Consider the following 25143-nt stretch of genomic DNA (forward strand, 5'->3'; position numbering starts at 1 on the left):
ATGGCGCCAGAGAAGGTCATTGCTGCACCTCCTCAGCGGCGTTCAGGGATTTGGGAACGACTTGGATATTCGCCGGAGCCAGAAGCTCTCTCAAATGAGGGCCCATGTCTTTCCGGTCGGTGTCTTCCGCTTCCGCTTTGGACAGGACCTCAACAAAAGCATCAACATCGACAAGCGACATAGCGAACATGGCGTTGCCATGCTCGCCAAGCATGAGGGTAACAAGTTCGGTTTTAGCCTGGAGCCCGTCGTTTGCACCATTGCGCAAGGCTGTATGCACCAACCAATCGGGCCCTGCAAAAGCGCAATAGGGTTTGCCCTCCTCAACACCTACCAACGCGAGGCGAATGTCCGAAAGAACAAAGGCCGGCTGATTGGCCCCCAACTCAGAGTTGCCCAGAATCGAAACCGCCATGAAGAGAGCGTTGTCGACGGTATGCGCCGGGTTTGTCGCATCAACTGAAAATGCGATTGCATTTGATGCCAGTATCGAAGCTGGCCCCTCTTCCCAAGGCGCCCAGCCCACACTCTCCAGCGTTGCGCGTGCGGTTTGCAGGCTTTCCATGCCACCAGAGCACAGGTCCAGCGCGGTCACCAGGGCTTCCTCGATCTCTTTTTGAGGCTTTGCGGAAACAGCAGACCCCGCTGCCAACAAACCAAACGCTAATGACATCAACCCGGAACGGATTGACCGCTCCGGGATCGTATGAGGCCTGCTAAAAGCAGTTTCCTTAGCTCTTGCAGGCCTCATCTCACTTTCCAATCGCTTCCAGCACCGCCTCACCCAGTTGAGCGGGGCTTTCGGCGACCACGATACCGGCCGAGCGCATGGCTTCGATCTTGTCCTCGGCGCCGCCCTTGCCACCGGCAACAATCGCACCGGCGTGGCCCATGCGGCGGCCCGGAGGGGCCGTGCGGCCAGCGATGAACCCGGCGGTCGGCTTGGACCGGCCCTTCTTGGCCTCATCCGCCAGGAACTGCGCGGCCTCTTCCTCGGCCGAACCGCCGATCTCGCCGATCATGATGATCGACTGGGTCTCGTCATCGGCCAGGAACCACTCCAGCACGTCGATATGCTCGGTGCCCTTGATCGGGTCGCCGCCGATGCCGATACAGCTCGACTGGCCCAGTCCTACGTCGGTCGTCTGTTTCACAGCTTCGTAGGTAAGCGTACCCGAGCGCGAAACGACACCCACGCTCCCGCGTTTGTGAATATGTCCCGGCATGATGCCGATCTTGCAGGCATCGGGCGTGATCACGCCAGGGCAGTTCGGCCCGACCAGACGCGAGTTCGAGCCTTCCAGCGCGCGCTTCACCTTCATCATGTCCAGCACCGGGATGCCTTCGGTGATGCAGACGATCACCTCCATCTCGGCATCGATCGCCTCGAGGATCGAGTCGGCGGCAAAGGGCGGCGGCACGTAGATCACGCTCGCATTGGCCTCGGTCACATGCTTGGCCTCGTGCACCGAGTTGAAGACCGGCAGGTCGAGATGGGTCATGCTGCCCTTGCCGGGTGTCACGCCGCCAACCATCTTGGTGCCATAGGCGATGGCCTGTTCGGTGTGAAACGTCCCCTGCGAGCCGGTCAGGCCCTGACAGATGACTTTGGTGTTTTCGTCGATGAGGACTGCCATTTTGAGGAGTCTCCTGAATTTTGCCGCGCAGCCTGCGCGATTGTTAAGCCTCTGAGGCGATAACCGCCCCACCAAGTTTTTTTCCTTCAGCTTTTCCACCGTGGGAGTGGTGCAAACGAATGACCTCGAAACGGTTTGCGTCATTCGACTGAACAAACACAGATTCGATCTTGGCGCGTCGCATGGACTTCTCGATTTCTTTCATCGCTTCGCGCCAATGTTCGAAGAGCCCCAAATCACGATACAGGTTGCCTGACTGCCTGAATAACGCCGCAGAAACAGGTCCATCCTTCAAAGAGCAAACATCGCGCATTTGGGAAACATAGATAGTGTCAGTTCGGTTCGGATCTGCCAGTCGCTTTTCCTTTAGAACAACGATCAAAACGACCAGTGCTCCAAAGGCCAGTAGCGCGATGGCTTCTCCAACTCCCATTGTGGATTAACCCTTCACCGCCTTCACGATCTTCTCGGCACCGTCTTTCAGGTTATCCGCCGCGATCACGTCCAAACCGGATGTGTTGATGATCTCCTTGCCCTTCTCGACATTGGTGCCTTCCAGACGCACGACCAACGGTACTTGCAGGCCGACCTCTTTCACCGCTGCCACCACGCCCTCGGCGATGACGTCACAGCGCATGATGCCGCCGAAGATGTTGACCAGAATGCCCTTCACCTGCGGGTCGCTGGTGATGATCTTGAACGCCTCGGTCACCTTCTCTTTGGTCGCACCGCCGCCCACGTCGAGGAAGTTGGCAGGCTCGGCCCCATACAGCTTGATGATGTCCATCGTCGCCATCGCCAGACCGGCACCGTTGACCATGCAGCCGATCTCGCCATCCAGCGCGATGTAGTTCAGGTCATACTTGCTGGCTTCCAGCTCTTTCGGGTCTTCCTCGGTGGTGTCGCGCAGCTCGGCGATATCCGGGTGGCGGTAGACCGCGTTGCCGTCAAAGCCGACCTTGGCGTCAAGCACTTTCAGGTCGCCCTTGTCCGAGATGATCAGCGGGTTGATCTCCAGCATCTCCATGTCCTTCTCGACGAAGGCCTGGTACAGCTGGCTCATCAACTTGACGCATTGCTTGACCTGCGCGCCCTGCAGACCCAGCGAAAACGCGATGCGGCGGCCATGATAGGCCTGATAGCCGGTGGCCGGATCGACCGAGAAGGACAGGATCTTCTCGGGCGTCGCGGCGGCCACCTCTTCGATGTCCATGCCGCCCTCGGTCGAGCAGACAAACGAGATGCGGCTGGTCTGACGATCCACCAACAGGGCCAGATACAACTCGCGCTCGATGCCGGACCCGGCTTCGATATAGATGCGGTTGACCTGCTTGCCCGCCGGGCCGGTCTGATGAGTGACCAGCGTGCGGCCCAGCATCTTCTTGGCTTCCTCGGCGGCTTCCTCGACCGATTTGGTCAGACGCACACCGCCCTTTTCACCCGCATCGGCTTCCTTGAACGACCCCTTGCCGCGACCGCCTGCGTGGATCTGAGCCTTGACGACCCAAAGCGGCCCGTCCAGCTCACCGGCTGCGGTTTTGGCCTCTTCGGCGCGCAACACGGCGCGGCCATCAGATACCGGTGCGCCATAACTGCGCAAAAGAGCTTTGGCCTGATATTCGTGAATGTTCATCGAAACTGTCCCGTCTGACTGCGATTGAACCGATATAGGCGTGTCTAGGCCCAATGGTTAAAGGCTTTTTTGACGTTGAGCGGGATTTTCACGAAGATTTTCATCATTTGTGATCACAGGGTTTTGGGGTGTGATCACATAAATCATCGGCGGCGCCAAATATGATTCGATATCCGTGCGGCGCGGGAAAAAACGGCGCTATGCATACTATTTGCGGCTTTAGCGCAAACGGAAATTTTGGGTCGGGTGAGCGGGTTACTTACGCCTGAGTGAAATCGCCGGAGTCGCGGAGATGGTCAGGGCGCCGTGCCATCACAATTCTGAGCCATGTCTCGTACAAAAAAGCCGGCCCCCGAGGGAGCCGGCCCAAATTCGATGCTGATCGCGGCTCAGGCCAGCGAGTTGTCGATACCCTTGCAGGCCTCGATCAGGCCCTTCACGGCGTTGACCGAGTTGTCAAAGCCTTCCTGCTCCTGATCGTTCAGCTTGATGTCGACGATCTTCTCGACGCCGCCCGCACCGATGACGGTCGGAACCCCCACATAGAGCCCGCTCACGCCCAACTCACCGTCGCAATAGGCCGCGCAGGGCAGGACGCGCTTCTGGTCTTTCAGATAGGCTTCGGCCATTTCGATCGCCGAGGTTGCAGGCGCGTAATAGGCCGAGCCTGTTTTCAGCAGGCCGACGATCTCGGCACCGCCGTCGCGGGTGCGCTGCACGATGGCGTCCAGCTTCTCCTGCGTGATCCAGCCCATCTGGACCAGATCGGGCAGCGGGATACCAGCCACGGTCGAATAGCGCACCGACGGCACCATGGTGTCGCCATGGCCGCCCAGCACAAAGGCGGTCACGTCGCGCATGGACACGTTGAACTCTTCGGCCAGGAAGTGGCGGAAGCGGGCCGAATCCAGAACACCCGCCATGCCGCAGACCTTGTGATGCGGCAGGCCCGAGAACTCGCGCAGGGCCCAGACCATCGCGTCGAGCGGGTTGGTGATGCAGATGACGAAGGCGTCGGGCGCGTTGGCGGCGATGCCTTCACCGACCGATTTCATCACCTTCAGGTTGATGCCCAGCAGGTCGTCGCGGCTCATGCCCGGCTTGCGGGCGACACCGGCGGTCACGATGCAGACGTCGGCGCCTGCGATATCGGAATAGTCGCTGGTGCCCGACATGGCAGCGTCGAACCCTTCGGCCGGGCCCGATTCCGCGATATCCAGCGCCTTGCCCTGCGGCAGGCCGTCGGCGATGTCGAACAGAACAACGTCACCCAGTTCTTTGATGGCTGCAAGATGAGCGAGCGTGCCGCCGATGTTCCCCGCGCCGATCAGCGCAATCTTGGGTCTGGCCATTGGAAATACTCCGGTCCGAATGGAAATCGCCGGTTTGCTAGTCGCTAATGCGGCATCGCGCAAGTGTTCTGCGGCGCGGCATGCGACCGCATACCGTTTGCCGTACCCTGTCTGATTGCGCTAAATGGCTTGTGGAATAGGGGGTTACGGGGCCGGTCCCATGGTCGAACTCAACTTCATGTTTTTCGCCTTGGCGATCCCGGCAGTGATCTTTGCGGGCATCTCCAAGGGCGGGTTCGGCTCGGGCGTGGCCTTTGCCTCGGCCTCGATTCTGGCGCTGATTTTAGAGCCGGGACAGGCGCTTGCGCTGATGCTTCCGCTTCTCATGATCATCGACCTCGCCACTCTCCGCCCGTTCTGGAACCGCTGGAGCTGGCCTGACGCCCGCCTGCTGATCCTCGGCGGCTTGCCCGGCGTGGCGGCCGGGGCCTGGCTCTACACCGCAACCGACGCCGACCTGCTGCGCCTGCTGATCGGAGCTATTTCGCTGGGCTTCGTCCTCTGGCACCTGGCCCAGAGCAGCGGCTGGATCCGCAGCTTCGCAACGCGCCTGCCCGCCTGGGCCGGTCTCATCGCCGGGGCCGTCGCCGGCTTCACCAGCTTCGTCAGCCATGCGGGCGGACCACCCGCCGCCGTCTACCTCCTGTCGCAAAAACTCTCGAAAACCGAGTTTCAGGCCACCACCGTCCTCACCTTCTGGGCCCTCAACATCGCCAAGTTCATCCCCTACGCCTGGCTCGGCATGTTCACCCTGCAAACCGCATGGGCCAACCTGCTGCTGGCCCCCTTTGCGCTCCTCGGCGCCTGGCTGGGCGTGCGCGCGCACTGGATGCTGTCCGAGCGCCTGTTCTTCCGCATCGCCTATATCCTGCTGACCCTGACCGGAACCAAGCTGATCTGGGACGCCCTGACCTGATCCGGCCAGAGTTCCGGCGCGCGCCGCATATCTGCCCGAACACGGCCACCGAGGGACAGGGCCGCGCATGAGACGCGCGCCGGGAACGACGCTCAGGCGTCGTTGCCCTTCCCCGGCAGCGCCTCGGCCAGCGTCTCATAAGACTGACCTGACGCGACCAGACAGGTCACCCCATTGGGCATCGTCACGGTAATGGTCCAGGTCCCGGTCTCGTCCGAGGCAAACACCTCCATCACCGAGCCCTGCTGCACCAGCCCGATCCCCCTACGGGTCTCGCTATAAGTCTCGGCCAGCCGCTTCAGCACCGCCTCGCGCGGGGCGCAGTTCCGCCCCTGCGCCTGCACCTGCTGCGCCGCCAGCACCATCAGCCCCAGCCCCATCGTCATCTTGAACATGGTCTTCGTCATGGGATTCACCCTTTCCCGCCAAGGCCGCGCCGCGCACCCCGCGATGTGTTCCAAGCGCGCTTCCCCTCCCGCTTCCCGGGGCCGCACCCGCTCTGATCCGATGAAAAAAGCCTGCCAAAAAGATGCTGACGCCCGGTTAATCCGCCGTCCGCCACCCGGCAACGCAACGGAAATGCTGCGTTGCGGCGATTTTGCGCTTGAACTTTCCGGCCAAAAATGCCCCCTTCTGCGCAACTTTATTTCCCTTGGGAGAGATTCATGGATCAGCGCCTGCGCCCCTATCGCTCGGTTCTCTATATCCCCGGCTCCCGGCCGCGGGCCCTTGAAAAGGCCAGGACTCTGCCCGTGGACGCCATCATCTTCGACCTCGAGGATGCGGTGGCGGCGGATGAAAAGGACAATGCGCGCGAAACGCTCAAGGATGCACTGGCACAGGGCGGCTATGGCGAACGGGTCAAGATCGTTCGGATCAACGGCCTGGATACGCCATGGGGACAGGCCGACGCCAAAGCCGTGCGCGACATGAATGCCGATGCGGTCCTGCTGCCCAAGGTCAACGCGGCGGCGGATGTGGATGCGCTGGCCGCGATCACCGGTGACCTGCCGATCTGGGCGATGATGGAAACCCCAAGGGGCATGCTGAACGCGGCCCAGATCGCCGCGCATCCGCTGATGGCGGGCTTCGTCATGGGCACCAACGATCTGGCCAAGGAATTGCAGACCCGGTTCCGCCCCGACCGCCTGCCGCTGATCACCTCGCTGGGCCTGTGCCTGCTGGCCGCCAAGGCCGAAGGGCTGATCGCCATCGACGGTGTTTACAACGCCTTCAAGGATGATGAGGGGCTGGTCGCCGAATGCACCCAGGGCCGCGACATGGGCTTCGACGGCAAGACCCTGATCCACCCGGCGCAGGTCGAGATCACCAATGCCGCCTACGCACCCTCCGAGGATGAGGTCGATCTGGCCCGCCGTCAGATCGCCGCCTTCGAAGAGACCGAGGCACAGGGGCAGGGCGTTGCCGTGGTCGACGGCAAAATCGTCGAAAACCTCCACGTTGCCTCCGCCCGCGAAATTCTGGCAAAAGCAGAGGCGATAACAGCTTTGCAAGCGGGGTAAGCCAGCGATGGGCTTTGTTCTTCTGATACTGGGCCTCGGCCTCTGGTGGGCCGCCCACCTGTTCAAACGCGTGATGCCCGAGCGGCGCGCGGCCATGGGCAACGCGGGCAAAGGGGCCGTGGCGCTGGCTCTGGTGGCCTCGATTGTCCTGATGGTGATCGGCTACCGCATGACCGATTACATCCATGTCTGGGCGCTGCCCGCCTTCGTCGTCCACATCAACAACACGCTGGTGCTGATCGCCATCTGGATGATGAGCCCCGCAGGCCAGAAGGGCTTGCTTCTGAACAAGATGCGCCATCCGATGCTGGCCGGGTTCAAGCTCTGGGCCCTTGCGCACCTGCTGGTCAACGGGGATCTGTCCTCAATTGTCCTCTTTGGCGGGCTGCTGGCCTGGGCGGTCACCGAGGTCATCGTGATCAACCGCGCGGAACCCGACTGGACCCCGGGCGAACCCGGCACGCTGGGCAAGGACGCGATGTTCTTTGTCGCCTCCATCGTGCTGCTGGTCGTGATCGGCTATATCCACGGGCTGGTCGGCCCCTCTCCGTTCCCCTGATAAGGACCTGATTTTATGGCGAAACTCTACCGTCTTCTGACCGAAGAGGACACGTCGGCCTTCTGCCACAAGGTCTCGGATGCGCTGGCCAAGGGGTGGGAGCTTTATGGCTCGCCCTCCTACGCCTATGACGCAAACGGTGCCGTGATGCGCTGCGCGCAGGCCGTGACCAAAGAGGTTCAGGCCGACTATTCCCCCGACATGAAGCTGGGACAGCAATAATGGCAAAAACCAATCCGGGCCGCTTTTTCGAGGATTACACGGTCGGCCAGATCCTGACGCATGCGGTGCCGCGCACCGTCTCGGGCGGCGAACGCGCGCTCTATCACGCGCTCTACCCGGCCCGGCACGCGCTCTATTCCTCGGACGCCTTCGCGCAGTCTTGCGGTCTGCCGCAAAGCCCGATCGATGATCTGGCCGCGTTCCACGTGGTCTTCGGCAAGACCGTCCCGGATATCTCGCTGAACGCGGTGGCCAATCTCGGCTATGCCGAGGGCCGCTGGCTGAAGCCGGTCTATCTCGGTAACACGCTGCGCTCGGAATCCGAGGTGATCGGGCTCAAGCAGAACTCCAACGGCAAGACCGGCGTGGTCTGGGTCCGCACCCGCGGCCTGAACCAGCGCGGCGAAACCGTGATGGAGTACGTCCGCTGGGTGATGGTGCGCAAAGCCAACCTCGACGCCCCCGCGCCCGAAACGGTGGTGCCGGATCTGGCCAAGGTGGTTGCCGCCGACCAACTGGTGATCCCCGAGGGGCTGGATTTCTCCAACTACGATTTTGCGCTGGCGGGCGAACCGCACCGCTGGGGCGATTACGAGATCGGCGAAAAGATCGACCATGTCGATGGCGTGACCATCGAAGAGGCCGAGCACATGATCGCTACCCGCCTCTGGCAGAACACCGCCAAGGTGCATTTCGACCTGACCTTCCGCCCCGACGGGCGACTGATCTATGGCGGCCACGTGATCTCGATGGCCCGCGCGCTCAGCTTCAACGGGCTGGCCAACGCTCAGATGATCGTCGGTCTGAATGGCGGTGCCCATGCCAACCCCTGCTTTGCCGGCGACACGGTGAAAGCCTGGACCGAAGTTCTGGACAAGGCCGACACCTCCGCTCCCGGCGTCGGCGCTGTCCGTTTGCGTCTGGTGGCCACCAAGGGCGATGTACAATTCGGACTCCGGACCGATGAAGGCAAGTACAAACCGGACGTTTTGCTGGATCTCGACTACTGGGCGCTGATGCCGCTCTGATCGCGAGCGGGCAGCCTTGCCAGACCGCCGCGACTGCGTTTTGATGGCGCAATGATCCGCACTCTTGCTCTTGTCACGATGCTGGCGGCAGAGTCCGCCAGCGCCCAGACGCCTTGCCCCGCCGAGGGCGGCCAGACCTTTGCCCTGTTCGAAACGGCCAAGCTGGATTTCCTGAAAGGCGACTACAAATCCTTTCACGCCCACATCGCCACCCTCATCTCCGGCACGGATTATGAGAAGCTTTTCAACCCCTTGATCCTTGGAGCGCCGGACGGATTCTCCGGCTGCACGACCGTGCTGCAACGGGTCGAGACCGGTGGAATGGTGCAGGAACTGGTCCTCTACGAGCTTCCGAACGGCGTCCCGCTCGGCCTCTACCTGCTCGCCGCACCGGTCCGCGGAGAGCTGTCATTCCTGTCGTTTCAGTTCTCGACCAGTATCGGCGACGTCCTGGACGAGCTGCGCTAGGCCCATCCGTTCACGCCTTCGCGATGGGACAAATCACCCAACCACGCTAAACTGCGCTCATGCGCAATTTGCTCTCGCTCCTCGCCACATTCGCCACGGGTCCTGTTCTGGCCTGCGACCTCGCGCTCGCGCTGGCGGTTGACGTGTCCGGCTCGGTCGATTCACGCGAGTACCGGATCCAGATGGACGGCCTCGCCGCCGGGCTGCGCGACCCCATCGTGTCCGAGGCGCTGGTGCGCGGGCAGGCGCAGCTTATGCTGGTGCAATGGACCGGTGCCTCACGCCAGCAGGTGACCATCCCCTGGACCCGGATCGACAGTTTCGACGCGCTGGAGACCTTTGCCGCAACGGTCGCGGAGGACCCGCGCGTTTGGCGCAACTTCTCGACGGCCATCGGCGAGGCCCTTGAAACCACGATGGGTGCCTTCGACACGGTGGCCGATTGCAAGCGGCATCTGATCGACCTGTCAGGTGACGGGATCTCGAACGAGGGGGTCGAGCCTGTCCAACTCCACCGCGATTTGCGGGCACGCGGCATCACGGTGAACGCCATCGCCATCGAGGAGAGCGAGCCCGACCTGACCGCCTATTTCTTTGAAAACGTCATCGTTGGTGAGGGGGCCTTTGTCGTGTCCGCTTCGGGTTTTCTCGACTATCCCGAGCGCATCCGAAAAAAATTGCTGCGCGAGGTCACGCAGCAAACGGCGAGCCTGAAATGAGGTCTCAAAGGATTCGTGATCACAAGCTGGGGCCGTTGATATCGCTCACATTCCCGCGCTGATTGCCTGTTTGTGATCACACTGTTTCGCGCCGTGATCACAAACACCTGCAAACTGCCACTTTAGGCCAAATTTCGCGTTTATTTGCAATTGCAGCACGTGACACATCCGGAAAATACGGTAAAAACTTCCTCAGCCAACCGGAAAGGAGCCACCATGGCCGATGTCAATCGGGGCAATCGCCCGCTTTCGCCGCATTTGACGATCTATCGTCCGCAGCTGACTTCCGTCACGTCGATCCTTACCCGGATCACCGGAAACGCCCTGATCGTGGCGGCACTGCTGATCGTCTGGTGGTTTCTCGCCGCTGCGACCTCGGCTGAGTATTACGCGGTGGCGAACGGGGTGATCACCTCGCTCTTCGGCGATCTGATCATGGCGCTATCACTCTGGGGGCTGTGGTATCACACGCTGGCCGGTGTGCGTCACCTGATCTGGGACAACGCCATGGGCCTCGACATCCCGACCGCTGAAAAGCTCGGTTGGGCCGTGGTTGCCGGTTCGGTCGTCTTGACCATCCTGACCCTGCTGATTATCCAGTAACGGAGGCCCAAGATGCGTTATCTCACCGACCGCAAGCGCGCCGTTGGCATGGGCTCGGCCAAGACCGGAACCGCACATTTCTGGGCCATGAAGGTCAGCGCGGTGGCTCTGCTGATCCTCATCCCGCTTTTCGTCTTCACCTTCGGTCCGATGCTGGGCCAGCCGCATGAGGCCGTGGTGGCCTATTTCGCGCGACCCTTCCCGGCGATCGTTGCCGCGCTGACGCTGGCCGTCGGCTTCAAACATTTCGCAGACGGCGCCCAGGTGCTGATCGAGGACTATGTGCATGGTCTCATGCAGAAGATCCTGATCATCCTGGTGATCTGCCTTTCCTATGCCGCTGCCGCGACCGGCCTTTTTGCCATCGCGCGCATCGCACTCTAAGACCGGAGCTGAAAGACATGGCTGCTTACGAATACGAAACGCATGAATATGACGTGGTCGTTGTCGGCGCCGGTGGCGCCGGTCTGCGCGCCACCCTCGGCATGGCCGAGCAGGGGCTGCGCACCGCTTGCGTGACCAAGGTGTTCCCGACCCGCTCACACACCGTGGCCGCACAGGGCGGAATCGCAGCATCCTTGGGCAACATGGGCCCCGACAGTTGGCAGTGGCACATGTATGACACCGTCAAGGGTTCCGACTGGCTGGGCGATACGGACGCGATGGAGTACCTCGCGCGCGAGGCGCCCAAGGCGGTTTACGAGCTGGAGCACTATGGCGTGCCGTTTTCGCGCACGGAAGAGGGCAAGATCTATCAGCGCCCCTTCGGCGGCCACACCACCGAGTTCGGCGAAGGCCCCGCGGTGCAGCGTACCTGCGCCGCCGCCGACCGGACCGGTCACGCCATCCTGCACACGCTTTATGGCCAGTCGCTGAAAAATAACGCCGAATTCTACATCGAGTATTTCGCCATCGACCTGATCATGTCCGATGATGGGCAATGTCAGGGCGTCGTCTGCTGGAAGCTGGACGACGGCACCATGCATGTCTTCAACGCCAAGATGGTGGTGTTGGCGACCGGCGGCTATGGCCGGGCCTATTTCAGCGCCACTTCGGCCCATACCTGCACCGGCGACGGTGGCGGCATGGTGGCTCGCGCCGGACTGGCCCTGCAGGACATGGAATTCGTTCAGTTCCACCCGACCGGCATCTACGGCTCGGGCTGTCTGATAACCGAAGGCGCGCGGGGCGAAGGTGGCTATCTCACCAACTCCGAAGGTGAGCGGTTCATGGAGCGCTATGCGCCACAGTACAAGGACCTCGCGCCGCGCGACTATGTCTCGCGCTCCATGACCATGGAAATCCGCGAAGGTCGGGGTGTGGGCAAGGAAGGGGATCATATCCACCTCAACCTCAGCCACCTGCCGGCCGAAGCGCTGGCGGAGCGCCTGCCGGGCATTTCCGAGTCGGCCAAAATCTTTGCCGGTGTGGACGTCACCAAGGAACCGATCCCGGTTCTGCCCACCGTGCACTACAACATGGGCGGCGTGCCGACGAACTATTGGGGCGAGGTGCTGAACCCCACCGCAGACGACCCGACCGCCGTTGTGCCCGGCCTGATGGCCGTGGGTGAGGCGGGCTGCGCCTCGGTGCATGGGGCGAACCGTCTGGGCTCGAACTCGCTCATCGACCTCGTGGTGTTTGGGCGTGCCGCCGCGATCCGCGCCGGTAAGGTCGTGGACTCCGAAGCCGCCAACCCGGTGCTGAATCAGGATTCGGTCGACAAGGCCTTCGACCGGTTTGATGATATTCGCAACGCCAGCGGTTCGATTCCGACTGCCGATCTGCGGCTGGAAATGCAGAAGACCATGCAGGCCGACGCCGCCGTCTTCCGCACCGGCAAGACCATGGCCGACGGTGTCGAGAAGATGACCGCGATTGCGGCCAAGATGGACGACCTGAAGGTCACCGACCGCACGCTGGTCTGGAATTCCGACCTGATGGAGACCCTGGAACTGGCCAACCTGATGCCCAATGCGCTGGCCACCATTGTCGGCGCCGAGGCACGCAAGGAATCCCGTGGCGCCCATGCGCATGAGGATTTCACTGAGCGCGATGACGAGAACTGGCGTGTGCACACCGTCAGCCGTGTCGAGGGCAACAAGGTCGATCTCAGCTATCGCCCGGTGATCGTCGATCCGCTGACCACAGAGAAACAGGGTGGCATCAGCCTCAAGAAAATCGCCCCGAAGGCGCGGACGTTCTGATGCGGATTGCTCGGGCTCTGATCGTCCCGGCACTGTTGGCAGGTTGCACAGCCGCCAATGATGCGGCGGATGTGATTGCGCGCGAAAGGGCCAAATCGGTGGTCAACGGTGTGGTCGCCGACAGGTTTCCGGGCCTGAATTCAGCGCCGATCACCGACTGCATCATCGACGCGGCTTCGGCCGGAGAAATCGTTCAGATCGCCGGGGCATCCGTGACCGGCGTAACTCAATCCACGGTGGAACAAGTGGTGGAGATATCCAGCCGCCCCGAGGCCGTACAATGTATTGCTGAAAACAGCATTGCCCTGCTGGGCGGCTGAGAAGGAGTAGACGAGATGGTTCAACTCACATTGCCCAAGAACTCCCGCATCACCACGGGCAAGACCTGGCCCAAGCCCGAGGGCGCCACCAATGTGCGCAAGTTCCAGATCTATCGCTGGAACGAGGAAGATGGGCAGAACCCTCGGCTCGACACCTACTTCGTCGATATAGACGATTGCGGCCCGATGGTTCTGGACGCGCTCATCTACATCAAGAACAAGGTCGACGCGACGCTGACCTTTCGCCGGTCCTGCCGCGAGGGGATTTGCGGATCCTGCGCGATGAACATCGATGGCATCAACACCTTGGCCTGCATTTACGGGATGGATGAGATCAAGGGCGACGTGAAGATCTATCCGCTGCCGCATATGCCGGTGGTCAAGGACCTGATCCCGGATCTCACGCATTTCTACGCCCAGCACGCCAGCATCATGCCGTGGCTGGAGACCAAGACCAATCGCCCGGCGAAGGAGTGGAAACAGTCCATCGAGGACCGCAAGAAGCTGGATGGCCTGTATGAATGCGTGATGTGCGCCAGCTGCTCGACCTCGTGCCCGAGCTATTGGTGGAACGGCGACCGCTACCTCGGCCCTGCCGCTCTGCTGCATGCTTATCGCTGGATCATCGACAGCCGGGACGAGGCGACGGGTGAGCGTCTGGATTATCTGGAAGACCCGTTCAAGCTCTACCGCTGCCACACGATCATGAACTGCGCAAAGACCTGCCCCAAGGGTCTGAACCCGGCCAAGGCCATCGCCGAGATCAAGAAGATGATGGTCGAGCGGACGGTTTGAATCCGTCGAAAGGAAGGGCGCTTGCCGGGGTTGCGGCAAGTGCATGACCAGATTGCAGAAACATGCGGTGCAACCGCCCGGTCGCGGGATTACTCTAGGTGACAGGGAGGGGTCGTGAACTCAGCACAGGATCACACCCATGAAAACCGCCGAACTCACCAAGGACGAAAAGGCCGCCGAAGCTCTGAGGCTGCTGGAAGAGGCGTGGGCCTATTACACGCCGCAGCCCAAACCACAGGCAGTTGCGCGTGAGCCCGATCTCTTTGAATACGCGAACGCCGCCTGACCAATAAGGCCGGGGCAGGGTGGGTCCGTTCAAGCCCGGAGAAAAGGCGTTTGGAAACGCCTTGCCACGCGGTTTGCAAACCGCGTAAAAGCCGCTTGCAAGCGGCTTCACTCCTTGTGAGACCCGCGCAATTCCGGTTGGACGACCATGCCCCTTCTTCTTCTCATCCTCGCCCTGGGTGTCCTCGCCTATTTCAATCGGCGGGCCCGCACGTCGTCGTTGACCCGCGACTGCCGGTGGCGGCAGAACCGGACCGAGGGAACCTGGACCTGCGCCTTTTGCGGGGCCAAGCAGGTGGGAGAGGCGACGCCCCGCCACTGCCTCCGCAGCCGGAAATAGGCCCGGCAGACGGCGAAAAGCCGCTCTGCTATTGCGCCCAAATTTGAGAGGAAATCACTTTTTTGCTACACTCCCGGTATTTTCAAGACCAGGAGATTTAACATGTCACGTTTTACGCGCCGCACCGCGATTGGTTTGGGTGTGGCAGGGATCGCCACCGGCACTCTGAAATCTTTCCCCGAGTGGATGGCCCGCGCCGACGACTATCCCGGCACCAGAATCCGTTACGATGTTGCCTCTCCCGAAGGCAAAGAGCAGCTGAAAATCTATGCCCGCGGCGTTGCCAACATGAAGGCGACGGCAGAGGGAAACCCGATGTCCTGGATGTTCCAGTGGTACACGCATTGGGTCAATCCGAACACCAACAAGGAGCAGGAGATCGACCGCATCTATGGCGCGGCTTCCTCCGCCGACAAGATGCTGGCCCTTGCCATGTGGGATACGTGCCGGGGCCATATCACATGGGCGGGTCAGCGCGACTGGTTCACCCCCTGGCACCGTATGTACGTTCTGTTCTTTGAGCAGATCATTCGCGCCGCAGCGCAGGAACCGGAGTTCACTCTACCCTATTGGGACTACACGACCCCCGGAAAACGGGCGATCCCGGAAGAGCTGCGGATGGAGGACGATCCGGTCTTTGGCTCGCTGTTCGTCGGCAAACGCAATCCCGGAGTGAATGATGGGGTGCAGCTTGACCAAACTCCCCTTTATCCACAGCTTGAACAGAGCATCGGGCAGGATCCGCTGGGGCTCGATTGTCTCGACATCACTCATTTCCGTGACCAGGCGCCGGCGTCCGGGTTCAACTCCAATCTGGACATGGCGCCGCATGGTATGGTGCATGTGCTGGTGGGCAACGGGCAGAACATGGGCTCGGTCCCCTGGGCCGCGAGCGATCCGGTCTTCTGGCTGCATCACGCCAATGTGGATCGCATCTGGGCAAGCTGGAATGCGGCCGGTGGCGGGCGTGAAAACCCGTCGGACGACACATGGAACGATATGATGTTTACCTTCTCTGATGACCGCGGTCAGCAGGTGCTGGCCAAAACCTCGGATTTCGTGGCGACTGAGCCTTTGGGATACGAGTATCAAGAGCTTCTGACCCCACCCGGCGTGGCCCCGGTTGTCGTTGCGCAGGCCGATGATACCACCGAGTCGGTGCCCATCGCGCCACCGGCCTCGCAGAGACTGGAGCTGGGGCAGGGGGAGGCGAGCGTTGCCGTCGAGCTTCCTGCGGGAACCGAAGAAACGATTGCTGCCGGTTCGCAACGCACCTATCTGGTGCTGGCCGATCTGCGGATCGATGCGCAGCCCGGGGTGCTCTACAGCGTTTTCCTGCAGCCTAGCGCGGAGACGACCGAGGGGCGGAAGGCCGTGGGTGTTCTGAATTTCTTCAACGCACCGCCCAAGGATCTGGAGTTGGAAGGAGCGACACCGGCCTTTTACAGCATCGACGTCACGGACACGGTGGCCGGGTTCGACACGACTCAGGCGCCGATTGTGACCATCGCACCAACAGGCACCCCCGCAGCCGATGCGGCGCCGGTGGTGGGAGAGGTCTATTTCGCGACCCGTTGAACCTGCGCCAACCGGACGTTGAGCCCCCACCGGACCGGTGGGGGCTTTTCATAGCGCGACAACGGTGTAAGCCTGCGGGAAATTCTTAGACGAGGCCACCGATGACCCGACCCGCCGCCCCACCGGACGCCGAAACCCGCCGCGCGGTTGCCCCGGTAATCTGCTATCCCAACGACACTCTTCCGGCGCCCGATCTGGACCTGTACCGAGCTGCGCGTGCCACGGCGGGCAAGATCGCAGAGGTGCTGGTGCCGCCCCGGGACGCCCGGTGTTTCGATGTCCCCGCCGGGCATTTCTTTCGCATCACCTCGGTCGACGGACCGCAGGTCGGGGATCTGAATCTGTGGAACCGCAACGACCTGTCCGAACGGTTCTATTCCGGCAAGACCCGGGCGCTGCACGGCACCCATATCACCACCGGCGAACGTATGTGGTCGGCCTTTCCGCATCTGCGGCCCATGGCGACAATCATCGAGGATACGCTGGGTTGGTACGGTATCGACCAGTACGGCGGCTCGGTTCATGACGTGATCGGCACCCGCTGCGACCCCTACACCGGCAACCTTCTGGCGGGGGGGCATTATCACCATTGCTGCCATTCGAACCTGACCCGCGCGCTGGCGGATCATTTGGGTGTGTCTCTGAGCGAGGCGGAACCCCATGTACATGACGTGCTCAACGTCTTCATGTGTACCGGCTTTACCCGAGACACCGGTCAGTATTTCATGAAGGCGTCGCCGGTGCGGCCCGGCGATTATCTGGAGTTTTTTGCCGAGATCGACCTGCTGGGCAATCTCAGCGCCTGTCCGGGTGGCGATTGTTCCGCCGAGCATTCCTCGGACGCCGCCGCCTGTTTCCCGCTGTTGGTCGAGGTCTTTGCGCCTGCAAAAGGCGCGTTGGATGGTTGGCAAGGCCCGGCGCCAAACGGGTATGACCGCAGCCACGGCAGGTGAGGCCATGAAAAAAGGCGGAGGGTTGCCCTCCGCCCTTTCTTTGTCTCAAGGCTTTCGCCGTCACGCCGCGTCGGGAAACGCCGCCTGCAGCGCGATTTCGACCATGTCGCCAAAGCTTCGCTCACGCTGGTCCGAGGGCAGCGCCTCACCGGTCAGCAGGTGGTCCGAGACCGTCAGTACCGCAAGCGCGCGACATTTGTGGCGGGCGGCGAGGATGTATAGCTCGGCGGCCTCCATCTCGACGCCCAGAATGCCGTGACGCACCATCTGTTCGTTCAGATCGGGGCGCTCGTCATAGAACACGTCCGAGGAATAGATCCCGCCGACATGTGTCGGGGTCCCTTTGGCCTCGGCCGCGCGGACCGCTGCCTGCAGCAGGCTCCAATCGGCGCAGGGCGCAAAGTTCAACTCCCGAAAGATGCCGCGCGACGGCGTGCTGAGCGTTGTGGATGTCATCGCAAGGATGACATCGCGGACACTTACACTGTCTTGCATCCCGCCACAGGATCCAATGCGGATCAGCGTCTTTGCACCGTAATCCCGGATCAGTTCATTCACGTAGATGGAGAGTGAGGGCATGCCCATGCCACTCCCCTGAATGGTGACCCGATTACCGTTCCACATGCCGGTGAACCCCAGCATCCCGCGGACATTATTGACCTGTTGCACATCGGATAAAAAAGTTTCCGCGGCCCATTTCGCCCGGTACGGATCGCCGGGGAGCAGAACGGTATCCGCGATGTCACCTTTTTCGGCACCAACGTGAATTGTCATTTTGAGACCGCGCCCCGCTCAGATTTCCAGATCGGAAATATCAGCACCGGCTTTCAGCGAGTCATGCACCCATTGCGGTTTACGCCCACGGCCGGTCCAGGTCTGTTCGGGGTTGGACGGATTGCGGTATTTCGGTTTTGCCTTGGTGCCCTTGGTTCCGCGCCGGCTGTCTGCGGACAGTTCGGCCAGCGAGAAACCGAACTCGGCCGCCGCCTTTTCTGCGGCTGCAAGCGCTTCCTGCCGTTCCCGAATCTCTGCATCCTTCACGGCAACATCGATGCTGTCACGCAATTCCAAAAGTTCTTTGCGCGACATTTTAGTAAGTTCAATTCCCATAACTTCTCCATTTTGGCAAACGCCAACTAGTCGAGGTGAGTGTTTCACTAAGTTAAGTTTCTTTGATACCTTTTTCCATCCCTCAATGCCTGAAAAGACGGAATGTGAAGACTATTCGGCGGCAATATCTTTGGCGCGGACAAGCGTCACGATATCACCCATAATGGAATTCAATTCAAAGTTCTTTGGAGTGTAGATTTTCGAAACACCCATCGAGGTCAGCTTAGCCGCGTCATCGTCTGGAATGATTCCGCCAACGACCACCGGAATGTGACTCATTCCTGCCGATTGCAGACGGTCCATGACCTCTTCGACAAGTGGCACATGGCTTCCTGACAGGATCGAGAGACCGACCACATGCGCCTCTTCCTCGATGGCGGCCGTGACGATTTCCTCGGGCGTCAGGCGGATGCCTTCGTAGGAGATATCCATCCCGCAGTCGCGCGCGCGGAATGCGATCTGTTCGGCGCCGTTGGAATGGCCATCCAGGCCGGGCTTGCCGACCAGGAATTTCAGGCGGCGGCCCAGTTGATCGCTGACCGCGTCCACTGCGGCGCGCAACTCCTCCAATCCTTCGGTCTTGTTCGAAACCGAGCCCGACACGCCGGTTGGTCCGCGATAGGTGCCGTAGGCCTTGCGCATCTCTTCGGCCCATTCGCCCGTGGTCACACCGGCCTTGGCCGCCGCAATCGAGGGCTCCATCACGTTGGAGCCGGTCTTGGCGGCCTCGCGCAGCGCGTGCAGGGCGGCCTTGACCGCTTCGTTGTCGCGCTGGTCGCGCCAGTCGTTCAGCCGCGCGATCTGTTCCTGCTCGACCGCCGGATCGACAACCATGATGCCGCCATCCTCGGTTTGCAGCGGTGACGCCTCGCCCTCGGTCCATTTGTTCACGCCGACCACGACGGTTTCATTGCGCTCGATCCGGTTCAGGCGTTCGGCATTGGAATCCACCAACCTCGATTTCATGTATTCGATCGAGGCGACCGCACCGCCCATCGACTCCAGATTGGCCAGTTCGGCCCGCGCCCCCTCTTTCAACTCTTCGACCTTTGCATCCACCGCCGGGTTGCCGTCAAATAGGTCGCCATATTCCAGCAGGTCGGTTTCATAGGCCAGGATCTGCTGCATCCGCATCGACCATTGCTGATCCCACGGGCGCGGCAGGCCTAGCGCCTCGTTCCATGCGGGCAGTTGCACGGCCCGGGCGCGGGCCTTTTTCGACAGGGTCACCGCCAGCATCTCGATGAGAATGCGATAGACGTTGTTTTCCGGCTGCTGCTCGGTCAGACCCAAAGAGTTCACCTGCACCCCGTAACGGAAGCGGCGGAACTTGGGGTCGGTCACGCCGTAGCGTTTCTCACAAATCTCGTCCCACAGGTCGACGAAGGCGCGCATCTTGCACATCTCAGTCACAAAGCGGATGCCCGCGTTCACGAAGAACGAGATACGGCCCACCAGCGCCGGGAAATCTTCGGTCGGGACGCGGGGGCGCAATTCGTCCAACACCGCCTGCGCGGTTGCGAGCGCAAAGGCCAGCTCCTGCTCGGGTGTCGCGCCGGCCTCTTGCAGGTGATAGGAACACACGTTCATCGGGTTCCATTTCGGCACATTGGTGTAACAGTATTCAGCCACATCCGCGATCATCTTGAGCGACGGTTTCGGCGGGCAGATATAGGTGCCGCGACTCAGATATTCCTTGATCAGGTCGTTCTGCACCGTGCCCTGCAGCTTGCTGACATCCGCCCCCTGTTCCTCGGCCACCGCGATATAAAGCGCCAGAAGCCAGGGCGCGGTCGCGTTAATGGTCATCGAGGTGTTCATCTGCTCCAGCGGGATCTGGTCGAACAGCACCCGCATGTCGCCCAGATGGCAGACCGGCACGCCCACCTTGCCCACTTCGCCGCGCGCCAGCGTATGGTCGCTGTCATAGCCGGTCTGGGTCGGCAGATCGAAGGCCACCGACAACCCGGTCTGCCCTTTGGCCAGGTTGCTGCGATAAAGCTCGTTCGAGGCTTTGGCTGTCGAGTGACCGGCATAAGTGCGGATGAGCCAGGGGCGATCTTTCTGCGTTTGCGTCATAGGAGCCTCTCGAGTCTGGTGGGCAATAAAATTACGCTCAAGCGTTCTAAATCGCAATTTTCGGGACATGTCAATTCGCTGCGTTGCGGCGAAGTGAGTAAGTATCAATCGATTGTGACGCCGTCCTTTTGGTGGCAGGTTGCGGTCATGACGCAGACGGTGGAACTCCCCCTTTGGTTTTTCGTTTTGATCGTGCTTTTTGCAGCGGTCACCTTTGCGTCGCATTTTCTATTTCCGTCCGTGCGCTGGTTCTTTCGCCGCAGGCTGGAGAAGGCGGTGGCGCAGCTCAATCAGCGGCTGCAACGCCCGATCCAGCCGTTCAAGCTGGCCCGCCGTCACGATATGATCCAGCGCCTGATCTATGACCCGCAGGTTGGACGGGCAGTGCAGGAACATGCCCGCGAAACCGGCATGCCTGAGGCCGTCGCCTTTGAGCAGGCCCGCCGCTATGCGCGCGAGATCGTGCCTTCGTTCTCCGCCTTCGCGTATTTCAGCTTTGCCATTCGCGCCGCACGTCTGCTGAGCAATGCCTTCTACAATGTCCGGCTGAGCTATGAGGACCGGCAGGCGTTGTTGGAAATCGACCCGGACTCGACGGTCATCTTCGTGATGAATCACCGCAGCAATATGGACTATGTGCTGGTGACCTATCTGGCCGCCGAGCAATCCGCGCTGTCCTATGCGGTGGGCGAATGGGCGCGGGTCTGGCCGCTCAGCCGGTTGATCCGGGCGATGGGGGCCTATTTCATCCGGCGGAAATCGGGCAGCGATCTCTATCGGCAGGTGCTGTCCTGCTATGTGCGCCACGCGACCGAGGCCGGGGTGACGCAGGCCATGTTCCCCGAGGGCGGGTTGAGTCTTAACGGAGCCCTGTCGCGTCCCAAGCTGGGGTTGTTGAAGTACATCATCGACGGTGTGAGCCTGGATGGCCGCGACGTCGTCTTCATCCCCGTGGCGATCAACTATGACCGCGTGCTTGAGGATACGATCCTGACCGCCGCCGCCTCGCGCAATGAGCGGCGGTTCCGTGCGAGAATCGGGGTTGTGACGGCGTGGTTGGCCAAACAGGTCTGGCGGCGGCTGCTGCGCCGGTATCGCCGGTTCGGGATGGCCGCGGTCCGCTATGGCCGCCCGATCTCGCTGCATGATTTCAGCGCGGGGCGGGACGGCGATCTGATGATGCCACTGGCGCGGGAGTTGATGTCCCGCATCGGGGAGGTCGTACCAGTTCTTCCCACGCCGCTAGCCTGCTGGCTGATCCGTGAGAACGGCACGATGAGCGAGCGTGACCTGACCGAGCAGGTCACCGCCGTCATGGAGAAGGCTGGAACCGGGGCCGAGCCGGGTTCCGACGCCGTGCCCTTTGCCATCAACCAGCTTGTGGAGCGCCGCATCCTTCTGCGTACTGGCGAGGACCTGTCGGCGTCCGGCGAGCGGCGCGACCTGATGGAGTTCTACGCGCGCTCGGTTGGTCACCTGATCGGAGATGCTGAACCGGAGCATGCTGCAGATGCAAAAGATCCTTCTGCGACTGCTGGGTCATAAAATTTCAAAACACTACCGAATATCTATTGCATTATTGCTTAGTCGTTAATATCCCATCCTTTGAGAGCCGCGATTCTGCGTTGCGGCGAGAAGCATGGACAAAAGGAGGCCGACATGGCTTTGGACACTGACGGCGGCATTGCGTCGTATGAGGCGCCTGAAAAAGACCTCTATGAACTGGGTGAAATTCCTCCGATGGGGTACGTGCCCAAACAGATGTATGCCTGGGCCATCCGCAAGGAACGTCATGGCGAGCCCAACACGGCCATGCAGCTTGAGGTCGTCGATGTGCCGAAGCTGGACAGCCACGAGGTGCTGGTCCTGGTGATGGCGGCAGGGGTGAACTATAACGGCGTCTGGGCATCGCTGGGCAAGCCGATCAGCCCGTTCGACGGGCACAAGGCGCCCTACCACATCGCCGGTTCGGATGCGTCGGGCATTGTCTGGGCCGTGGGCGACAAGGTCACGCGCTGGAAGGTCGGCGATGAGGTGGTGATTCACTGCAACCAGGACGATGGCGACGACGAGGAATGCAACGGCGGCGACCCGATGTATTCGCCCAGCCAGCGGATCTGGGGATACGAGACGCCGGACGGCTCGTTTGCCCAGTTCACCAACGTGCAGTCGCAGCAGTTGATGCCGCGTCCCAAGCACCTGACTTGGGAAGAAAGCGCGTGCTACACCCTGACGCTGGCCACCGCCTACCGCATGCTGTTCGGCCACGAGCCGCATGACCTGAAGCCCGGCCAGAACGTTCTGGTCTGGGGCGCGTCTGGCGGTCTGGGCTCCTACGCGATCCAGCTGATCAACACCGCAGGCGCCAATGCTATCGGCGTGATCTCGGATGAAAGCAAGCGCGACTTCGTCATGGGGCTGGGCGCCAAGGGCGTCATCAACCGCAAGGATTTCAATTGCTGGGGCCAGTTGCCGACGGTCAACACCCCGGAATATGCCGAGTGGTTCAAAGAGGCCCGCAAGTTCGGCAAGGCCATCTGGGACGTTACCGGCAAGGGCGTGAATGTCGACATGGTTTTCGAGCACCCGGGCGAGAGCACTTTCCCTGTGTCGACTTTCGTGGTGAAAAAGGGCGGCATGGTGGTGATCTGTGCGGGCACCACCGGCTATAACCTGACCTTTGACGTGCGCTACATGTGGATGCACCAGAAGCGCCTGCAGGGCTCGCATTTCGCCCACCTGAAACAGGCGGCTTCGGCCAACAAGCTGATGCTGGAACGCCGTCTTGATCCCTGCATGTCCGAAGTCTTTACCTGGGCTGACCTGCCCGAGGCGCACATGAAAATGATGCGTAACGAGCACAAGCCGGGCAACATGTCGGTGCTGGTCCAATCGCCAAAAACCGGCCTGCGTACGCTGGAAGAGGTTCTCGAAGCCAAGGGCTAATCCGGGGACATAAATTCTGCCTGAATCGCCCGCGAATCACGGATTTGGTTCGCGGGCGTTTTGCTGCCGAAAACACGCTTCAGAGGTTTCAGGTGGTTAACAAATCCGGCCTCGCTGTTTTTGGGGAGTAGAAACCGGTGAATTTCCTAACAAGCTTACCACATGCTATGGTTGTGTTAACCGTTCGTTAACCGTTTCGGGGAGACTCTGATGCCACAAAATGAGTGGATACTGGACGTTCTGTCAGACCTCAAATCCTTCGCCTCTGCGAATGGTATGAGCGCCCTCGCCGAGCAGCTTGACGACACCAAGTTGATCGCCGCGGCCGAGATAGCGTCCAAGAGCGATGAGGCACGGGCGCCCGCGAATGGGAACGAAGGTCGATTTGAACCAGATCCTCGAGGAGTTGGACGGCACCAGCGGGCTTGAGGGGCTTGAAAATACTGCGGTCAAGTTGCGGGACACGCTGGGTATTGACCACATCATCTATCATTGGGTCGACAGCGCTGGCGACCAATACGGGTGCACCACTTATCCCGATGCCTGGGCCGAACGTTATCAGGACCGAAACTATCATCGCATAGATCCGGTCATTCTTGGGTGTTTTCAAAGATTTCACCCGGTTGATTGGAAAAAGCTCGACTGGTCGGGCAAGATCTCCAAAGCGTTTTTGCAGGATGCCATGAAGCATGGCGTCGGCAATCAGGGATATTCCATCCCGATCCGGGGACCCGCCGGTCAGCTTGCGCTGTTTACTGTCAATCACACCTGTGACGACGCGTTTTGGGCCAATTTCACAGAGACTTACGGGCGCGACCTGATCCTGATCGCCCATTTCTTCAACAGAAAGGCGCTTGAGTTCGAAAGCGACCGCCAGCCGGAAGCGTCGCGGGCCCTGTCCCCGCGCGAAGTCGATGCGATGACCCTGTTGGCGCTGGGCTACAGCCGCGCCCAGGTGGCCCATTCGCTGTCGATCTCGGAACACACGCTGAGGGTCTACATCGAAAGCGCCCGATTCAAGCTCGGAGCGCTTAACACAACCCATGCGATAGCAACCGCCATGAGCCGGGGATTAATCGTCGTTTAACCGTCGTACGGTGCGCTGACCGGATATTAACTTTGAATTTGTACCCCCTTTGTTCCGAAACGGACAATGAGGGGATCAAGTCATGCTCCGGTACATTTATGCAGATGAACTGCACAAATACCCGAAACTGCGGGAGGGAATGTTTCGCGACCGCGCCGATCAGTTCAAAACCCGGCTTGGGTGGGATGTGCATATCAACGAACAGGGGGAAGAGCGGGATCAATACGACGATCTCAACCCGCTCTATGTGATCTGGGAGGAACCGGATGGCAGCCACGGGGGCTCGATGCGCATCCTGCCGACCACCGGCCCGGTTATGGTAAACGATGTCTTTGGCCATCTGACCGGCGGGGCGCCGATCTGCAGCCCGCTGATCTGGGAAGTTACACGGTTCTGCCTTTCACGAGACGCCAGCCCGCGCATCGCCGGAGCGATCATGCTCAGCGGCGGTGAAGTAATGGGGGGGTTTGGCCTGACCCATATCGCTGGTGTGTTCGATGCCCGCATGATCCGGATCTATCGCCTGATCGGGTCGTCGCCAGAGGTTCTGGGCTCGGAAGGCATCGGCCGGGATCAGATCTCGGTTGGGCTGTGGCCATATTCCGAAGCGGATTGTGAGCGGGTGGCAGCGCGTGCGGGCATTCCGCGTGAGCTGTCGCGCCTGTGGTTCAACACCGCGTTTGGCAAGTCGGCCCGGCCGCGATTTGCGTTGACTGCGTGAACCATCTGAAAAGGTGACTGCAGCATCTGGCGGCGGCTGGCGCGCCCCTGTAGGGTCGCGCC

At 61.0% G+C, this 25143-nt stretch carries 28 protein-coding genes; 19 read left to right on the top strand and 9 right to left on the bottom strand.

What is annotated here, in order from left to right; genetic code table 11:
- Positions 1–16: 16 nt before the first annotated feature.
- From GOX53_RS09830 to mdh, 5 genes are all read right to left on the bottom strand, one after another.
- Positions 17–595 carry a hypothetical protein gene (locus tag GOX53_RS09830; RefSeq protein WP_171175801.1) on the bottom strand — a complete coding sequence of 193 codons (579 nt, stop codon included), beginning with the start codon at positions 593–595 and terminating at the stop codon, positions 17–19.
- A 157-nt stretch (positions 596–752) separates the two neighbouring features.
- Complete coding sequence (sucD, locus tag GOX53_RS09835) at positions 753–1637, bottom strand: succinate--CoA ligase subunit alpha (RefSeq protein WP_171175803.1); 885 nt, start codon at positions 1635–1637, stop codon at positions 753–755.
- Positions 1638–1680: 43 nt separating this feature from the next.
- Positions 1681–2070: a hypothetical protein gene (locus tag GOX53_RS09840; protein ID WP_171175805.1), complete on the bottom strand. Its 390-nt coding sequence runs from the start codon at positions 2068–2070 to the stop codon at positions 1681–1683.
- Positions 2071–2076: 6 nt separating this feature from the next.
- The gene (gene sucC / locus GOX53_RS09845; protein ID WP_171175808.1) at positions 2077–3270 is read right to left on the bottom strand and encodes an ADP-forming succinate--CoA ligase subunit beta; all 1194 of its coding nucleotides are present in this window, start codon (positions 3268–3270) and stop codon (positions 2077–2079) included.
- Between the two features lie 389 nt (positions 3271–3659).
- Complete coding sequence (gene mdh / locus GOX53_RS09850) at positions 3660–4622, bottom strand: malate dehydrogenase (RefSeq protein ID WP_171175810.1); 963 nt, start codon at positions 4620–4622, stop codon at positions 3660–3662.
- 160 nt (positions 4623–4782) lie between these two features.
- Here mdh and GOX53_RS09855 point away from each other — a divergent pair, with 160 nt between their 5' ends.
- Positions 4783–5538, top strand: a complete 756-nt coding sequence (locus GOX53_RS09855; protein ID WP_171175812.1) for a sulfite exporter TauE/SafE family protein — start codon at positions 4783–4785, stop codon at positions 5536–5538.
- A gap of 92 nt (positions 5539–5630) precedes the next feature.
- On the opposite strand, the gene GOX53_RS09860 is transcribed toward GOX53_RS09855, so the two are convergent.
- Positions 5631–5945, bottom strand: a complete 315-nt coding sequence (locus tag GOX53_RS09860) for a hypothetical protein (RefSeq protein WP_171175814.1) — start codon at positions 5943–5945, stop codon at positions 5631–5633.
- Between the two features lie 258 nt (positions 5946–6203).
- Between GOX53_RS09860 and GOX53_RS09865 the strand changes: the two genes are divergently transcribed.
- The 14 genes from GOX53_RS09865 (at position 6204) to GOX53_RS09930 (ending at position 17138) form a co-directional block, all read left to right on the top strand.
- The gene (locus tag GOX53_RS09865) at positions 6204–7061 is read left to right on the top strand and encodes a CoA ester lyase (RefSeq protein WP_171175816.1); all 858 of its coding nucleotides are present in this window, start codon (positions 6204–6206) and stop codon (positions 7059–7061) included.
- Positions 7062–7068: 7 nt separating this feature from the next.
- Positions 7069–7620 carry an NnrU family protein gene (locus tag GOX53_RS09870; protein WP_171175818.1) on the top strand — a complete coding sequence of 184 codons (552 nt, stop codon included), beginning with the start codon at positions 7069–7071 and terminating at the stop codon, positions 7618–7620.
- Between the two features lie 15 nt (positions 7621–7635).
- The gene (locus GOX53_RS09875; protein WP_171175821.1) at positions 7636–7842 is read left to right on the top strand and encodes a DUF1737 domain-containing protein; all 207 of its coding nucleotides are present in this window, start codon (positions 7636–7638) and stop codon (positions 7840–7842) included.
- On the top strand, positions 7842–8870 hold the full coding sequence (locus GOX53_RS09880) for a MaoC family dehydratase (RefSeq protein ID WP_171175822.1): 1029 nt from the start codon (positions 7842–7844) through the stop codon (positions 8868–8870). Before GOX53_RS09875 ends, GOX53_RS09880 begins: the two co-directional genes overlap by 1 nt.
- Before the next feature lie 51 nt (positions 8871–8921).
- Positions 8922–9338, top strand: a complete 417-nt coding sequence (locus tag GOX53_RS09885; RefSeq protein ID WP_171175824.1) for a hypothetical protein — start codon at positions 8922–8924, stop codon at positions 9336–9338.
- Positions 9339–9397: 59 nt separating this feature from the next.
- Positions 9398–10057 (top strand): DUF1194 domain-containing protein, encoded by a 660-nt coding sequence (locus tag GOX53_RS09890; protein WP_171175826.1) that lies wholly within the window; start codon positions 9398–9400, stop codon positions 10055–10057.
- 216 nt (positions 10058–10273) lie between these two features.
- Positions 10274–10660 (top strand): succinate dehydrogenase, cytochrome b556 subunit, encoded by a 387-nt coding sequence (gene sdhC / locus GOX53_RS09895; protein ID WP_171175828.1) that lies wholly within the window; start codon positions 10274–10276, stop codon positions 10658–10660.
- Between the two features lie 12 nt (positions 10661–10672).
- Entirely contained in the window at positions 10673–11044 is a 372-nt protein-coding gene (sdhD, locus tag GOX53_RS09900; protein WP_171175830.1) for a succinate dehydrogenase, hydrophobic membrane anchor protein, read from the top strand.
- A 17-nt stretch (positions 11045–11061) separates the two neighbouring features.
- A complete protein-coding gene (sdhA, locus tag GOX53_RS09905; RefSeq protein ID WP_171175832.1) occupies positions 11062–12867 on the top strand; it encodes a succinate dehydrogenase flavoprotein subunit in 1806 nt (601 codons plus the stop codon).
- Positions 12867–13187, top strand: coding sequence for a succinate dehydrogenase (locus tag GOX53_RS09910; protein ID WP_171175834.1), 321 nt, complete (start codon positions 12867–12869; stop codon positions 13185–13187). The genes sdhA and GOX53_RS09910 overlap by 1 nt, the downstream gene beginning before the upstream one ends.
- A 15-nt stretch (positions 13188–13202) precedes the next feature.
- On the top strand, positions 13203–13982 hold the full coding sequence (locus GOX53_RS09915) for a succinate dehydrogenase iron-sulfur subunit (RefSeq protein WP_171175836.1): 780 nt from the start codon (positions 13203–13205) through the stop codon (positions 13980–13982).
- A 139-nt stretch (positions 13983–14121) separates the two neighbouring features.
- Complete coding sequence (locus tag GOX53_RS09920) at positions 14122–14268, top strand: hypothetical protein (RefSeq protein WP_171175838.1); 147 nt, start codon at positions 14122–14124, stop codon at positions 14266–14268.
- A 441-nt stretch (positions 14269–14709) separates the two neighbouring features.
- Complete coding sequence (locus tag GOX53_RS09925; RefSeq protein ID WP_171175840.1) at positions 14710–16185, top strand: tyrosinase family protein; 1476 nt, start codon at positions 14710–14712, stop codon at positions 16183–16185.
- Between the two features lie 101 nt (positions 16186–16286).
- The gene (locus tag GOX53_RS09930) at positions 16287–17138 is read left to right on the top strand and encodes a DUF1989 domain-containing protein (RefSeq protein ID WP_171175841.1); all 852 of its coding nucleotides are present in this window, start codon (positions 16287–16289) and stop codon (positions 17136–17138) included.
- Positions 17139–17198: 60 nt separating this feature from the next.
- Here the strand turns inward: GOX53_RS09930 and deoD are convergent, their stop codons facing one another.
- The 3 genes from deoD to GOX53_RS09945 form a co-directional block, all read right to left on the bottom strand.
- Positions 17199–17912: a purine-nucleoside phosphorylase gene (deoD, locus tag GOX53_RS09935; RefSeq protein WP_171175842.1), complete on the bottom strand. Its 714-nt coding sequence runs from the start codon at positions 17910–17912 to the stop codon at positions 17199–17201.
- A gap of 18 nt (positions 17913–17930) precedes the next feature.
- Positions 17931–18248: an H-NS family nucleoid-associated regulatory protein gene (locus tag GOX53_RS09940; protein WP_171176206.1), complete on the bottom strand. Its 318-nt coding sequence runs from the start codon at positions 18246–18248 to the stop codon at positions 17931–17933.
- Positions 18249–18359: 111 nt separating this feature from the next.
- On the bottom strand, positions 18360–20327 hold the full coding sequence (locus GOX53_RS09945; protein ID WP_171175843.1) for a protein meaA: 1968 nt from the start codon (positions 20325–20327) through the stop codon (positions 18360–18362).
- Positions 20328–20474: 147 nt separating this feature from the next.
- Here GOX53_RS09945 and GOX53_RS09950 point away from each other — a divergent pair, with 147 nt between their 5' ends.
- The 4 genes from GOX53_RS09950 (at position 20475) to GOX53_RS09965 (ending at position 25081) form a co-directional block, all read left to right on the top strand.
- Complete coding sequence (locus GOX53_RS09950) at positions 20475–21872, top strand: 1-acyl-sn-glycerol-3-phosphate acyltransferase (RefSeq protein ID WP_171175844.1); 1398 nt, start codon at positions 20475–20477, stop codon at positions 21870–21872.
- Positions 21873–21986: 114 nt separating this feature from the next.
- Positions 21987–23273 (top strand): crotonyl-CoA carboxylase/reductase, encoded by a 1287-nt coding sequence (gene ccrA, locus GOX53_RS09955; protein WP_171175845.1) that lies wholly within the window; start codon positions 21987–21989, stop codon positions 23271–23273.
- Between the two features lie 367 nt (positions 23274–23640).
- On the top strand, positions 23641–24360 hold the full coding sequence (locus tag GOX53_RS09960) for an autoinducer binding domain-containing protein (protein WP_171175846.1): 720 nt from the start codon (positions 23641–23643) through the stop codon (positions 24358–24360).
- Positions 24361–24442: 82 nt separating this feature from the next.
- Positions 24443–25081, top strand: a complete 639-nt coding sequence (locus GOX53_RS09965) for an acyl-homoserine-lactone synthase (RefSeq protein WP_171175847.1) — start codon at positions 24443–24445, stop codon at positions 25079–25081.
- Positions 25082–25143 lie beyond the last annotated feature (62 nt).

Source organism: Ruegeria sp. HKCCD8929 (genome assembly GCF_013031405.1).
GTDB lineage: Bacteria > Pseudomonadota > Alphaproteobacteria > Rhodobacterales > Rhodobacteraceae > Ruegeria.